Origin of the sequence: Vibrio chagasii (assembly GCA_041879415.1) — a bacterium.
Classification (GTDB): Bacteria; Pseudomonadota; Gammaproteobacteria; order Enterobacterales; family Vibrionaceae; genus Vibrio.
Genome location: CP090853.1, coordinates 86,118 through 99,475 on the forward strand (window position 1 = coordinate 86,118; position 13,358 = coordinate 99,475).

Here is a 13,358-nt window from a genome sequence, read left to right on the forward strand (position 1 = left end):
TTATTCCGCGCCGCCAACGAAGTCAAGATCTTGACCTTCTTTCAAAGTAACGTAGGCTTTCTTAACGTCTGAACGACGGCCTTCACGCATACCTTGACGTTTGGTCTTACCCTTTTGAACAAGAGTATTTACAGACTTAACTTCAACTTCAAATAGCTTTTCTACAGCTGCTTTGATCTCTTTCTTAGTTGCATCTTTAGCTACTTTGAAAACGATAGTGTTCGCTTTCTCAGCTGCCATAGTTGCTTTTTCAGAGATGTGCGGAGCACGTAGAACTTTTAAGATACGCTCTTCAGTGATCATGCTAGCATCTCCTCAACTTGCTTAACTGCGTCAGCAGTCATTAGAACCTTGTCGAATGCAATTAGAGATACTGGATCAACACCAGCAACGTCACGTGCATCAACTTTGTATAGGTTACGAGCAGCTAAGAATAGATTTTCATCTACTTCGCCAGTAACAATCAGAACGTCGCTTAGCTCAAGCTCTTTAAGCTTAGCTACAAGTTCTTTTGTTTTTGGTGCTTCTACTGAGAAGTTATCAACAACGATTAGACGCTCTTGACGAACAAGCTCAGAAAGAATGCTCTTCATAGCACCGCGGTACATTTTCTTATTTACTTTTTGGCTGTGATCTTGTGGTTTCGCAGCAAAAGTAACACCACCTGTACGCCAGATTGGGCTACGAATTGTACCAGCACGTGCGCGGCCAGTACCTTTTTGACGCCATGGCTTAGCGCCACCGCCAGATACTTCAGAACGAGTCTTTTGAGCACGAGTACCTTGACGAGCACCTGCTGCATATGCAACAACTACTTGGTGTACAAGAGCTTCGTTGAAGTCACGTCCGAAAGTAGTCTCGGAAACAGTTAGTGCATCAGCACCTTTAACCATCAATTCCATTACTTACTCCTAGACGTTATGCTTTAACAGCAGGTTTTACGATCACGTTGCCGCCTGTTGAGCCTGGTACTGCACCTTTAATAAGAAGCAGATTGCGCTCAGCGTCAACACGTACGATCTCTAGGTTTTGAGTCGTTACACGCTCAGCACCCATGTGACCTGCCATTTTCTTGCCTTTAAACACGCGACCTGGAGTTTGACATTGGCCAATTGAACCCGGTGCACGGTGAGACAAAGAGTTACCGTGAGTCATATCTTGAGTAGAGAAGTTCCAACGCTTAACAGCGCCTTGGAAGCCTTTACCTTTAGATGTACCAGTAACGTCTACTTTTTTAATTTCGTTGAAAAGTTCTACGTTTAGCTCAGCGCCAACTTCAAACTCTTCGCCGTTTTCTAAACGGAATTCCCAAAGACCGCGACCTGCTTCTACACCCGCTTTCGCGAAGTGACCAGCTTCAGGTTTAGTTACACGGTTAGCTTTCTTAGCACCAGTAGTTACTTGGATTGCTGCGTAGCCGTCGTTCTCTAGAGTTTTAACTTGAGAAATACGGTTCGCTTCAACCTCAACAACAGTTACTGGGATAGAAACGCCTTCTTCAGTAAATACGCGGGTCATACCCACTTTACGTCCGACTAGACCAATCATTATTCTTATCTCCCTTAACCTAGGCTGATTTGAACATCAACGCCAGCTGCAAGATCAAGACGCATTAGAGCATCAACAGTTTTGTCTGTTGGCTCAACGATGTCGATCAAACGCTTGTGAGTACGGATTTCGTACTGGTCACGTGCATCTTTGTTGACGTGTGGAGAGGTAAGAACAGTGAAACGCTCTTTACGAGTAGGTAGTGGGATAGGACCACGAACCTGTGCGCCAGTACGTTTTGCTGTTTCAACGATTTCCGCAGTTGAAGCATCGATTAGCTTGTAATCAAACGCTTTAAGGCGGATACGAATACGTTGGTTCTGCATGAGACAGAGCTCCAATTATTAAAAATTACACAAACAATATCGCCACTCAAACTCGATAAAACGAGAGAATGCCGATTGATTTATGTGAAACCGTAGCATCCAAAATTAGGACGCATTGTCAGTTAACTTTTGAAGTAAAGACAAGCCTTACTATTTTTATTAACCGCGAACATAAGCTGAGTATACATTACTAGGTAAAACCTACTCCTCAGTGCTCATTGGTTCACAACCAGCTTAAGCCAGTGCGGTGCATTATACAGATCACACTTTAACTTGCAAGCTGTGTTTGAAAAATAATCGCAGAATCTATTAAGAGGGGTGATTGGAGGATTTTTAGTTCTTGGTAGTGCCCTACCGTCTGAAAAAGAAATGCAAGGTAGCCACTAGGATGCGCCTGAGCAGCTACCCTTGTTATCGATATATTTTAGCCTTCGTCTTCATCGACATATTGAGCTTGTAGGTAATTTTGAATACCCGTCATTTTGATGAGGCCAAGTTGGGTTTCTAACCAATCGACATGCTCTTCTTCATCTTCCAAAATCTCAAGAAACAGATCTCGTGACACATAGTCATGAATATCTTCTGCATAAGCGATGGCGTTTTTCAGATCCGGAATGGCTTCCATCTCTAACGATAAGTCACACTCCAGCATTTCTTGAGTATCTTCACCGATTTTAAGTTTGCCTAGATCTTGCAGGTTGGGTAGCCCTTCGAGAAACAAGATTCGTTCAATCAGATGGTCGGCATGTTTCATTTCGTCGATGGATTCATGATACTCCTTGTCGGCTAGATGCTTTAATCCCCAGTCTTTGTACATGCGTGCATGCAAGAAGTACTGATTTATTGCGACAAGTTCATTACCAAGAATTTTGTTGAGATGTTGAATGATGATTGGATCGCCTTTCATGACATAGCCCTCCTCTTTGGCTCTTCTAACTGTAGAACCAAATCGAGAAGTGTCAAAAAAGCTACTGCTCTTTGAGCAGAATTAGCTTGCCTGTTTAAACAGGTCTTTCGCGGTGTCGTTAATGACTTCTTTTGCTGAACGTACACACTTGCCACATTGACTGCCAAGTGCTGTACACTTTTTAATTCCTTTTATGTCAGTAATACCCTCTTCTAATACCAACTTGCGGATTTTCTTATCCGAGACCCCATGGCATAAACAAACGTACATAGTAAAACCTAACCCCTTAACTTGAAGTTAAATATAAAAAGGAATCATTCTTATTACCAGTCAAAATTTGCCGTATGTTTATATCGATTGGTTATAGTGTTTCGTCGAAAAGAGAGATTAACGGGCTTTGAAGAGGAGAGAGTTTAGGCGGGCGACTTAAGCGCTAAGTAAACAACTGTATTTAAAACGGAATATAAACTGTGGATATTACGTGTTAGGAATCTCCCTTATAACCAAAATAAAAAAGGGAAGCCGAAGCTCCCCTTTTTTTGATGCGTGCTCTTCTAATGAAGAGAGTGCAAAAATCTAAATGCTATTAAGCGAAGATTTTAGCTACAACACCAGCACCTACAGTACGGCCACCTTCACGGATAGCGAAACGTAGGCCTTCGTCCATTGCGATTGGAGCGATTAGCTCAACAGTCATTTGAACGTTGTCACCTGGCATTACCATTTCTACGCCTTCTGGTAGAGTGATGTCGCCTGTTACGTCAGTTGTACGGAAGTAGAACTGTGGACGGTAACCTTTGAAGAAAGGAGTGTGACGGCCGCCTTCGTCTTTAGAAAGTACGTATACTTCAGACTCGAACTTAGTGTGTGGGTTGATAGAACCTTTAGCAGATAGTACTTGGCCACGTTCAACTTCGTCACGCTTAGTACCACGTAGTAGTGCACCAACGTTCTCACCTGCACGACCTTCGTCAAGCAGCTTACGGAACATTTCAACACCAGTACAAGTAGTAAGAGTAGTCTCTTTGATACCAACGATTTCTACTTCGTCACCTACACGTAGGATACCACGCTCGATACGACCAGTTACAACAGTACCACGACCTTGGATCGAGAATACGTCTTCGATTGGTAGTAGGAACGGTTGGTCAACTGCACGCTCTGGCTCAGGGATGTAAGAATCTAGTGCTTCTGCAAGCTCAACGATCTTGTCTTCCCACTGCTTCTCGCCGTTTAGTGCGCCAAGTGCAGAACCTTGGATAACTGGTAGGTCATCACCTGGGAAGTCGTACTCAGAAAGAAGTTCACGAACTTCCATTTCTACTAGCTCAAGTAGCTCTTCGTCATCAACCATGTCACATTTGTTCATGAATACGATGATGTAAGGGATACCAACTTGACGACCAAGTAGGATGTGCTCACGAGTTTGAGGCATTGGGCCGTCAGTCGCAGCAACAACTAGGATACCACCGTCCATTTGCGCAGCACCAGTGATCATGTTTTTAACATAATCCGCGTGTCCTGGGCAGTCTACGTGTGCGTAGTGACGTGATGGAGTGTCGTACTCAACGTGAGAAGTAGCGATTGTGATACCGCGCTCACGCTCTTCTGGAGCGTTATCGATAGATGCGAAATCTTTAGCAACACCACCGTACACTTTTGCAAGTGTAGTACAGATAGCAGCAGTTAGAGTTGTTTTACCGTGGTCAACGTGGCCGATAGTACCAACGTTTACGTGCGGTTTCGTACGTTCAAATTTTTCTTTAGACACAATCGTGTTCCTTCCTAGTTATGATTCGCCACGTTCATTATTGAGCGAGACGCGCCAGAAATTGCTATTTTATGCGCCAACTCTCGTTAGCGCAATATTTGGACGCATTAGATCTTTCAAAAAATGAAAAAAATGCGTTCCTTTTGTTTAACCACGCTCTGCAATGATTGCTTTTGCAACATTGTTAGGCACTTCAGCGTACTCACTAAACTCCATAGAGTAAGAAGCACGACCTTGTGTCGCAGAACGTAAATCAGTTGAGTAACCGAACATGACAGACAACGGAACTTGTGCACGAATTATCTTCAGGCCAGCTGTCCCCTCGTCCATACCTTCGATGATGCCGCGACGACGGTTAATATCGCCAACAACGTCACCCATCCAGTCTTCTGGAGTAGTCACTTCAACTTTCATCATAGGCTCAAGCAGAACTGGTTGCGCTTCAAGTGCACCTGCTCTGAAAGCCATAGAGGCAGCGATTGTAAACGCCATCTCACTTGAATCTGTTTCATGGTAAGAACCATCATATAGTGTAGCTTTGATATCCAGAACTGGATAGCCAGCAAGCACACCATTGTTCATCTGCTCTTCAACGCCTTTAGCTACTGAAGCGATAAACTCTTTTGGTACTGTACCATCGGCAATTTCATCCACGAAGACAAAGCCTTCGCCAACTTCTGATGGTTCCAGTTTCAGCCATACATGACCGTACTGACCTTTACCACCGTGTTCACGGATAAATTTACCTTCCGCTTTCGCTGTACCACGAATTGTTTCACGGTAAGCCACTTGCGGGTTACCAACGTTGCAGTTCACGCTAAATTCGCGCTTCATACGGTCAACGATGATATCTAAGTGTAGTTCACCCATACCAGAAATCAGTGTCTGGCCTGTTTCGTCGTCCATATCAACGCGGAACGATGGGTCTTCTGCCGCTAATTTACTTAGCGCGATAGTCATTTTATCTTGATCGGCTTGTGAGCTTGGCTCTACAACGATCTGAATAACTGGATCTGGGAATTCCATGCGCTCTAGAACAATCTTATGGTTCTGGTCACACAGAGTTTCACCAGTGGTCACATCTTTTAGGCCGATAATAGCCGCGATGTCACCTGCTCGTACTTCTTTTACTTCTTCACGCTTGTTTGAGTGCATTTGTACAATGCGACCTAAACGTTCACGTTGTTTCTTCACAGAGTTGTAAGCTGTTTTACCGCTTTCAACAACACCAGAGTAAACACGAATGAAAGTTAGAGTACCAACGAATGGGTCTGTTGCGATCTTGAATGCTAGCGCTGAGAACGGTTCTTTGTCGTCCGCGTGACGCTCTGCTTCATTCTCGTCTTCATCGATGCCCTTAATTGCAGGTACATCAACTGGAGAAGGAAGGAAATCAACCACTGCATCTAGAACAGCTTGTACACCTTTGTTTTTGAATGCACTACCACAAGTTGCTAGTACGATTTCATTGTTAAGGGTACGAGTACGAAGACCTTGTTTGATTTCAGCTTCTGTCAGTTCCCCTTCTTCAAGGTACTTATCCATTAGCTCTTCAGAGGCTTCTGCCGCTGCTTCAACAAGTTCTGTACGATATTCTTCAGCCATTTCTTGCATGTCTGCAGGAATGTCTTCGTACGTAAAAGTCATGCCCTGGTCAGCTTCGTTCCAGTTGATTGCCTTCATCTTGATAAGATCGACAACACCTTGGAAGTTTTCTTCAGCGCCAATGTTCAGTTGAATCGGAACAGGAGTCGCGCCTAGACGGTCCTTGATCTGCTCGATAACGCGCAAGAAGTCTGCGCCAGTACGGTCCATTTTGTTAACGAAAACCATACGAGGAACTTGGTACTTATCAGCTTGACGCCAAACTGTCTCTGATTGAGGCTCAACACCAGATGAACCACAGAACACAACAACGGCACCATCAAGTACACGTAGAGAACGTTCTACTTCGATAGTGAAGTCAACGTGTCCAGGAGTGTCGATGATGTTGATACGGTGATCTGGGAATTGCGCTTCCATACCACGCCAGAACGTAGTGGTTGCTGCTGAAGTGATCGTAATACCGCGCTCTTGCTCTTGCTCCATCCAGTCCATGGTTGCTGCACCATCGTGAACTTCGCCGATTTTGTGAGAAAGACCGGTATAGAACAGAATACGTTCACTTGTGGTTGTTTTACCTGCATCTACGTGAGCAACGATACCAATGTTACGGTACTGCTCAATAGGAGTTTTACGAGCCACGGTTGAATCCTCTTATTAGAGACTTAGGGACTATTGCTATACCTAGGATAAAAATTGCCTGCCCTAGAAATAGCAATAGTTCCTAGCATAAGCATAGGAACTAAAGAAGTGCTGCAAGGAACCTTGCAGCACTAAAAAGGTATTACCAACGGTAATGTGCGAACGCTTTGTTTGCGTCAGCCATGCGGTGAACGTCTTCACGTTTCTTAACCGCAGTACCTTTGTTCTCAGACGCGTCTAGCATTTCAGCAGCTAGGCGTTGAGCCATAGATTTTTCACCACGCTTACGCGCAGCTTCAACTACCCAACGCATAGCAAGTGCGTTACGGCGAACCGGACGAACTTCTACAGGTACTTGGTAAGTTGAACCACCTACACGGCGAGATTTAACTTCTACCGCTGGGCGAACATTTTCAAGAGCTTCTTCAAATACAGCTAAGTGGTCTTTACCAGACTTCTCAGCCATTGCATCTAGTGCAGTGTAAACAATTTTCTCTGCAGTAGATTTCTTTCCGTCAACCATTAGGATGTTAACGAATTTTGCCAGCAGTTCAGATTTGAACTTTGGATCTGGAAGGATCTTACGCTGACCTATTACGCGACGACGTGGCATGGATATTCTCCGTTGTCTTCTTCAGGTTTTTTCCAAAACTTTTCAGAATAATAAATAAAATAGTGTTTGGCCTTACTTAACGATTTCTTTTTAAAAAAGAGAATCAATTAAGACTTAGGACGTTTCACACCGTACTTAGAACGACCTTGTTTACGGTCATTAACGCCAGCACAGTCAAGTGCGCCGCGAACAGTGTGGTAACGAACACCCGGAAGGTCTTTTACACGACCGCCACGGATTAGTACAACACTGTGCTCTTGTAGGTTGTGGCCTTCACCGCCGATGTACGAAGTTACTTCGAAACCGTTAGTTAGACGTACACGACATACTTTACGTAGTGCCGAGTTAGGTTTTTTAGGTGTAGTAGTGTAAACACGAGTACATACACCACGTTTTTGTGGGCACGCTTCTAGTGCAGGCACGTTGCTTTTAACAACTTGCTTTACACGAGGTTTGCGAACCAACTGGTTAATAGTTGCCATTAACTAGCTCCTGAAATTTACTTGAAAGTAAGCTTTGTGAAAAATCTATCCCTAACTACATGTCGCAATTAGGGACGCAAAATTCTATTCAGCAGTGGGATGTGTGTCAAGAAATATACAGATCTTTTTTAGCCGTCTAGAGCTCAGGATGGTCTAGTTTTGACCAAACTGATAGAACATAGCTACCAAGTGACTGATTTGTCGTTTAAAACCGTCAATTCAACAAAGCCATCAAAGCCTATTTGCGGGATGACTTCAGAGGCCAACTGTTGTAGGCCGCGACTCTCTAAATCGGGTTTTAATACCGACATGTGCTCGACTGCACTGATTTGAGTGAATAACTCATGATTTGGAAGGCAAACATACACTGCATCTTCAACTAACAAGAACTGATCCTGTGGTTGAGAGTAGACGAGTGCAAGCTTTAGTTTATCCGCTGTTTTAACAATATGAAGCATAGCGTTTCCTAGAAAGTCAGTATCTGTTGGCACTGGGCTAACGTCTGCGCTAACTCATCAGCTTCAGCGACGGTGACATCAATCAACAAGTCGTCAGCTGAAAGGCCAAACTGACTCAGGCTTCGCTGACAAACGTACACCTGTTCTATGTCGTACAGATCCATCAACTTAAACGCCGAGATGTAGTCTCGGGACAGTGTCTGTTCAGGCTGCTGTGCTTTGAGAAGTTGTGTCACACCATCACCAACAAAAAACACGGCGATATCTTCACTATAAGCGGACGCAGCTAATAACGCGTCTAACCCTTCCCTACCCGCAGCGGTAGTATGAGGAAAGCTATTAAATACAAAGGCTAATTTTCTCAAAACTGTACCACTCTGTCTTGCGTGAGTAGCGCTTCGGATAGGCTGCCTAAACCAGCCTGTGTAAATCCAGTAGCTAAGTTAGAGCCACTAAGCTGATGCTGCTCTGCTTCTTCAGAACTGATGATGCCACGTCTTAATGCCGCCGCAACACAAGTCTCAAGGCTCACATTGTGTTCATTTGCCAATTTCTGCCAAGCCGCAGCCAAATCAAACTCATCATTGGCTGGCACTGTAAGGTCAGAGCCGTTACTTACGCCGTCTTGATAAAAGAATACACTATGGAGTTTGTGGCCCTGTTGAAGCAGAGCCACGGCAAACTGGTAAGCACTTCTTGCTGACTGTGAACCGTAGAGAGGCCCATTAACTAGGAGTGTATAGCTTAACAACCCTCTTCATCCTCTGTTTTACGCTGACGGATATATAGGTATACGGTGTGCTTAGAAATATTCAATCGCTCAGCAACACGGTTAATCGCATCTTTGATATCGAAAATACCTTTGTCGTACAGCTCCATCACGATTTGACGGTTCTTGGTATTATTCGATACTGACTTGTCGGCATTGATCTCTTCAATAGTGCGCTCAACCGTTTGGTCGACAAGCTCTTCAACGTCGCTTGCAAAGTTAACCGATGAGGCAGCTTCGTCTGCGTCTTGTGTCGGCATGAAAGATTGCAGCACTTGTGAGAAAGGCGCATCCAGGTTCACGTTAATACACAGCAGGCCAATCACTCGGTCTTCACCATTGCGGATAGCCACAGTGATCGACTTCATCAACACGCCGCCTTTAGCACGGGTGAAGTATGAGCGTGAGAAGTTACGTTTAGAACCTTCGATATCTTTTAGCATCTTCAATGCAAGGTCAGTAATTGGCGAGCCAACCTGACGCCCGGTATTCTCACCGTTAGCAATTTTAATTGCAGAGGTGTTGAGGTCTTCTAAAGAGTGCAGAACGATCTCACAAAATGGGCCAATTAGACTCGCAATGCCGTCTACCACCGCTTCATAAGATCTTAGAATGATTTTATCGTGTTCACTGAATGGCATGACATTGACTGATTCCATTTCAAGTAACACATCTGCATTGACTGTTTCTGTAGTAGTCACTTATTCCTTACCTTCGTGTGAAAAATCAACAAATTTATGTAAGTTTATCAGAAAATTTTAATTGCACACCTAGCTAACATTGCAACTAGTGATTTAGAACAAGTTTAAAAATCAAATACTCATATTCGAATCATAAAAAAAGCCTAACTTGAAGTTAGGCTTTTTATTCAATCTGCGCTTTTTACAGCGGGATGTCTTTCAGCTATTACTGAGCAGCAGGTGCTTCAGCGTTATCAATGCTTAGTAGTTCAACTTCGAACACTAGCGTTGAGTTAGCTGGGATAGTCGGTGTGTCTTGCTCACCGTATGCTAGCTCTGGCGGGATTACGAATTTGTACTTAGAACCAACTTGCATTAGTTGTACGCCTTCAGTCCAGCCTGGGATTACGCGGTTTAGAGGGAATGTTGCTGGTTCGCCACGGTCGTAAGAGCTGTCGAACTGAGTACCGTCAGTTAGTGTACCTTTGTAGTGTACTTGAACAGTATCTGTATCTTTTGGAGAAGCGCCTTCACCTTGTGTCATTACTTGGTAAAGTAGGCCAGATTCAGTTTGCTTAACGCCTTCTGTTTTAGCGAACTCAGCACGGAAGTCGTCACCTGCTTTCTTAGTTGCCGCTGATTTCTCTGCCGCTTGTGCTTGCATAGTTTCAGCAACACGCTTGTCTAGAGCTTCAAGCGCTGCACGAGTTTCTTCTTCGTTAAGTGCAGTTTCCTCTGCGAATACGTCTTCAATACCTTGAAGAACCATGTCTTTGTCTAGGTTAATGCCTAGCTCGCTTGGCTTATCAATGCTTGTGCTCAGGTAGTTTGCGAAAGATACGCCGATTGCGTATGCCGCTTTGTCATCTTCGGTTTTAAAGTTTACTGCTTCTACTTTAACTTCTTCTACTTGAGGTGCTTCTGCCTTTGGTTCTTCTTTCTGACAACCAACTGCTAGCATAACCGTTGCGGCAAGCAGTGATACTTTTAAAACTGATTTCATTGAATACTCCAATTAATGGCCAAGCCATTGGTTATTGTGCACAAATCTAATGATTAGATTGGTGTGAATACGTTAGTTATAACAATATACTAGTCATATGTCTTTCGACACAAACCGGATTATTAGAAGTGATGCAAATATTTTTCCATTCCTTGATATGTGCAATTGTCATCACCTTGTTAAATGGATGCTTTTTCTTTCAAGACGATGAGCAGCGTTGGGAAATAGAGCCCAGCGGCGCCACCAGCTTTGCTTTAAGTAGAGACGGACGCTTCGCCCTACTCTACTCTCAGCAGAAACAACTGCTGCTTTGGGACCTTGCCGAAAACAAAGAGTTAGCTCAACTCGGCCCTCAAGATCAGTCCGAAAACCAAGTGTCGCGTATTCGAATCTCTGACAATGGCCGCTTTGCCATTACTGCTAGCCAAATGAACTTCGCCGTTTGGGACCTATCTTGGACCCAAGCTGAAGGACTATGGTCTATCTCTGACGGCTTGATTCGCGATGTTGACATCTCTAGCAATGGTGAAAAAGTACTGCTCGGTTTATCGAATGGTAAAGCCATCTATGTGGACTTAGTCACCGGACGCCGTCTGGAGTTCCTTGCTCATAGAGAAAAAGTTAATTCCGTCGCCCTTTCTTCGAACGGTCGCTATGCGCTTTCTGGTGGTAACGACTACAAAGCCTACCTGTGGGACACCGAAACTGGCTTGGTATTGCGCACCTTTGAGCACGAGCAAAGAGTCGTACGTGTCGCCTTACAACGGGATGGCGAATTAGCCTTTACTTCTGATGGTGGCAATCAAGCGATGATTTGGGATCTTAAAACGGGAGAACCTCAAGCTCAGCTACAGAGTTGGTCGAGACAACTGATATTCTCCAGTGCTCGTTTTTCCGATGATGGCAGCCTGTTAGTGACGGGAACTCCATCCAGCCAAGTGAGCGTTTGGAATACTCAGGATGGCAAACGACTTTCACGACACGATGCTGAGCCACTAAAAGATACTCGCCCTCCTCGTGCGGTAGTGTATGATGCAGCCTTTGATGATAAAAACCGTGTAATATCGGGCACCTCTGCGGGCATCGCCCAAGCTTGGAATGTGGATTAAGAACGATGACAGAAAAGCGAGTTGAACAGTTAGAAAGCCGCGTGAATGACTTAGAATGTCAGCTAGCTTTCCAAGAGCAAACCATTGAAGAACTTAATGAAGCGCTTAGCCAACAACAGATGTTGATCACTAAGATGCAAGACCAAATGAAATATGTCGTAGGTAAAGTGAAGAACATTGACGGTTCGAACTTAGCTGACGCATCTGAAGAGACGCCACCACCACATTACTAATATGCGTTGCCAATGAGCTGCAGCTTGCTGGTCTGGTTGAAAAACAAAAGGCGACAGAGGATATCTGTCGCCTTTTGTGTATCTGATTGGGAATTTGAGTTACACCGCAGCTTGGCTAGTCATCGGCATAGATCTTAACTTCCACTCGTCCTTCAGTATCAACGCTAGCACGGTACATACCGGAACTGTTCATGCCGAAGTGAATATCACCTTGGCCATCAATCGCAATCAAACCACCTTCGCCACCCATGGTTTTCAGCTCACCTTGGATTATGTGTTCACATGCGGTATGAACATCTTCTTTAAGATAACGCATGCGCGCAGCTACATCACTGGCAACCATTTTTCTTAAGAAGAACTCACCCATGCCAGTGGTAGAAACCGCAACATTACCATTCTCAGCAATTGTGCCCGCACCAATGATTGGCGAATCACCGACTCGGCCGTACTTCTTGTTTGTCACCCCACCAGTACTGGTCGCTGCTGCCAAGTTGCCTGATTGGTCTAATGCCACAGCGCCAACCGTGCCGTACTTTTTGTCATCTGGATATTTCTCAGCTTGCTGTTCATCGTATTTCGCTTCAGACAGAGCAAATATGCCTTTTTCTTTCATCGATTGAAGCTGATCGTAACGACGTTCAGTGAAGAAGTAGTCTTGCTCAGTAAAGGTATAATCGTGTTCAAAGGCAAACTTCTCCGCCCCCTCCCCAATCAACAGTACATGGTCGCTTTTCAACATCACATCGCGAGCTAATTCGATCGGGTTTTTAATATGGCGAACACCAGCAATAGCACCGGCATCCATTTCACGACCGTGCATCACCGACGCATCCATCTCCACAAACTCATCATGCGTAAGAACGGACCCCTTACCAGCGTTGAAATGTGGGCTGTCTTCCATCACCTTTACCGATGCCACTACCGCATCCAAAGCATCACCGCCCGATTGCAGCACTTGGTAACCAGCTAACACTGATTTTTCTAAAGCCTCAGTAATGCCCGCTTTTAGCTCATCACTCATTTGCTCTCGCAAGATGGTTCCTGCACCACCGTGAATGGCAATTGAAAAAGGTTGCGACATGTATACTCTCCACTGACGTATTCTTGTTATCTATCGCTATCAATATCATATCCAAAGCCCGATGTCTGATAGCAACAACAAATCTTTCACTAGCGGTCATGTTCACGCCAGAAAGCACACCCCCCAATACGAAA

General features: G+C 44.6%; 18 protein-coding genes. 2 read left to right on the forward strand and 16 right to left on the reverse strand.

Going from position 1 to position 13,358, the window contains the following annotated elements:
- The 15 genes from rplW to fkpA all read right to left on the reverse strand — a co-directional run bounded on the left by rplW (position 1) and on the right by fkpA (position 10,801).
- Complete coding sequence (rplW, locus tag L0991_22585; protein ID XGB65567.1) at positions 1 to 303, reverse strand: 50S ribosomal protein L23; 303 nt, start codon at positions 301 to 303, stop codon at positions 1 to 3.
- Positions 300 to 902, reverse strand: a complete 603-nt coding sequence (gene rplD, locus L0991_22590; GenBank protein XGB65568.1) for a 50S ribosomal protein L4 — start codon at positions 900 to 902, stop codon at positions 300 to 302. The genes rplW and rplD overlap by 4 nt, the downstream gene beginning before the upstream one ends.
- Before the next feature lie 16 nt (positions 903 to 918).
- Complete coding sequence (gene rplC, locus L0991_22595; GenBank protein ID XGB65569.1) at positions 919 to 1,548, reverse strand: 50S ribosomal protein L3; 630 nt, start codon at positions 1,546 to 1,548, stop codon at positions 919 to 921.
- Between the two features lie 14 nt (positions 1,549 to 1,562).
- Complete coding sequence (rpsJ, locus tag L0991_22600) at positions 1,563 to 1,874, reverse strand: 30S ribosomal protein S10 (protein XGB65570.1); 312 nt, start codon at positions 1,872 to 1,874, stop codon at positions 1,563 to 1,565.
- Positions 1,875 to 2,298: 424 nt separating this feature from the next.
- A complete protein-coding gene (gene bfr / locus L0991_22605; protein ID XGB65571.1) occupies positions 2,299 to 2,781 on the reverse strand; it encodes a bacterioferritin in 483 nt (160 codons plus the stop codon).
- An 81-nt stretch (positions 2,782 to 2,862) separates the two neighbouring features.
- Positions 2,863 to 3,051, reverse strand: coding sequence for a bacterioferritin-associated ferredoxin (locus L0991_22610; protein XGB65572.1), 189 nt, complete (start codon positions 3,049 to 3,051; stop codon positions 2,863 to 2,865).
- Positions 3,052 to 3,367: 316 nt separating this feature from the next.
- Positions 3,368 to 4,552: an elongation factor Tu gene (gene tuf / locus L0991_22615; protein ID XGB65573.1), complete on the reverse strand. Its 1,185-nt coding sequence runs from the start codon at positions 4,550 to 4,552 to the stop codon at positions 3,368 to 3,370.
- Positions 4,553 to 4,699: 147 nt separating this feature from the next.
- Complete coding sequence (gene fusA, locus L0991_22620; GenBank protein XGB65574.1) at positions 4,700 to 6,796, reverse strand: elongation factor G; 2,097 nt, start codon at positions 6,794 to 6,796, stop codon at positions 4,700 to 4,702.
- Positions 6,797 to 6,938: 142 nt separating this feature from the next.
- Entirely contained in the window at positions 6,939 to 7,409 is a 471-nt protein-coding gene (gene rpsG / locus L0991_22625; protein XGB65575.1) for a 30S ribosomal protein S7, read from the reverse strand.
- Positions 7,410 to 7,516: 107 nt separating this feature from the next.
- A complete protein-coding gene (gene rpsL, locus L0991_22630; protein ID XGB65576.1) occupies positions 7,517 to 7,891 on the reverse strand; it encodes a 30S ribosomal protein S12 in 375 nt (124 codons plus the stop codon).
- Between the two features lie 182 nt (positions 7,892 to 8,073).
- Complete coding sequence (gene tusB, locus L0991_22635; GenBank protein XGB65577.1) at positions 8,074 to 8,349, reverse strand: sulfurtransferase complex subunit TusB; 276 nt, start codon at positions 8,347 to 8,349, stop codon at positions 8,074 to 8,076.
- A gap of 8 nt (positions 8,350 to 8,357) precedes the next feature.
- A complete protein-coding gene (tusC, locus tag L0991_22640) occupies positions 8,358 to 8,714 on the reverse strand; it encodes a sulfurtransferase complex subunit TusC (GenBank protein XGB65578.1) in 357 nt (118 codons plus the stop codon).
- Entirely contained in the window at positions 8,711 to 9,100 is a 390-nt protein-coding gene (gene tusD, locus L0991_22645) for a sulfurtransferase complex subunit TusD (GenBank protein ID XGB65579.1), read from the reverse strand. The genes tusC and tusD overlap by 4 nt, the downstream gene beginning before the upstream one ends.
- Positions 9,094 to 9,819: a transcriptional regulator gene (locus L0991_22650; protein ID XGB65580.1), complete on the reverse strand. Its 726-nt coding sequence runs from the start codon at positions 9,817 to 9,819 to the stop codon at positions 9,094 to 9,096. The genes tusD and L0991_22650 overlap by 7 nt, the downstream gene beginning before the upstream one ends.
- 205 nt (positions 9,820 to 10,024) lie before the next feature.
- A complete protein-coding gene (gene fkpA / locus L0991_22655) occupies positions 10,025 to 10,801 on the reverse strand; it encodes an FKBP-type peptidyl-prolyl cis-trans isomerase (GenBank protein ID XGB65581.1) in 777 nt (258 codons plus the stop codon).
- 131 nt (positions 10,802 to 10,932) lie between these two features.
- Here fkpA and L0991_22660 point away from each other — a divergent pair, with 131 nt between their 5' ends.
- Both L0991_22660 and L0991_22665 read left to right on the forward strand, forming a co-directional pair.
- A complete protein-coding gene (locus L0991_22660; protein XGB65709.1) occupies positions 10,933 to 11,910 on the forward strand; it encodes a hypothetical protein in 978 nt (325 codons plus the stop codon).
- A 5-nt stretch (positions 11,911 to 11,915) separates the two neighbouring features.
- Positions 11,916 to 12,143, forward strand: coding sequence for a SlyX family protein (locus tag L0991_22665; GenBank protein ID XGB65582.1), 228 nt, complete (start codon positions 11,916 to 11,918; stop codon positions 12,141 to 12,143).
- Positions 12,144 to 12,258: 115 nt separating this feature from the next.
- Here L0991_22665 and L0991_22670 read toward each other — a convergent pair whose 3' ends face one another.
- Positions 12,259 to 13,224 (reverse strand): isoaspartyl peptidase/L-asparaginase, encoded by a 966-nt coding sequence (locus L0991_22670; GenBank protein XGB65583.1) that lies wholly within the window; start codon positions 13,222 to 13,224, stop codon positions 12,259 to 12,261.
- Between the last annotated feature and the right edge of the window lie 134 nt (positions 13,225 to 13,358).

Bases quoted from the DNA above. Each gene is read 5' to 3' on its own strand.
- rplD (XGB65568.1), bottom strand. From the start codon at position 902: ATGGAATTGATGGTTAAAGGTGCTGATGCACTAACTGTTTCCGAGACT.
- rpsJ (XGB65570.1), bottom strand. From the start codon at position 1,874: ATGCAGAACCAACGTATTCGTATCCGCCTTAAAGCGTTTGATTACAAG.
- fkpA (XGB65581.1), bottom strand. From the start codon at position 10,801: ATGAAATCAGTTTTAAAAGTATCACTGCTTGCCGCAACGGTTATGCTA.
- rplW (XGB65567.1), bottom strand. From the start codon at position 303: ATGATCACTGAAGAGCGTATCTTAAAAGTTCTACGTGCTCCGCACATC.
- L0991_22670 (XGB65583.1), bottom strand. From the start codon at position 13,224: ATGTCGCAACCTTTTTCAATTGCCATTCACGGTGGTGCAGGAACCATC.
- L0991_22660 (XGB65709.1), top strand. From the start codon at position 10,933: ATGCAAATATTTTTCCATTCCTTGATATGTGCAATTGTCATCACCTTG.
- rplC (XGB65569.1), bottom strand. From the start codon at position 1,548: ATGATTGGTCTAGTCGGACGTAAAGTGGGTATGACCCGCGTATTTACT.
- L0991_22610 (XGB65572.1), bottom strand. From the start codon at position 3,051: ATGTACGTTTGTTTATGCCATGGGGTCTCGGATAAGAAAATCCGCAAG.
- bfr (XGB65571.1), bottom strand. From the start codon at position 2,781: ATGAAAGGCGATCCAATCATCATTCAACATCTCAACAAAATTCTTGGT.
- tusB (XGB65577.1), bottom strand. From the start codon at position 8,349: ATGCTTCATATTGTTAAAACAGCGGATAAACTAAAGCTTGCACTCGTC.
- L0991_22665 (XGB65582.1), top strand. From the start codon at position 11,916: ATGACAGAAAAGCGAGTTGAACAGTTAGAAAGCCGCGTGAATGACTTA.
- rpsG (XGB65575.1), bottom strand. From the start codon at position 7,409: ATGCCACGTCGTCGCGTAATAGGTCAGCGTAAGATCCTTCCAGATCCA.
- rpsL (XGB65576.1), bottom strand. From the start codon at position 7,891: ATGGCAACTATTAACCAGTTGGTTCGCAAACCTCGTGTAAAGCAAGTT.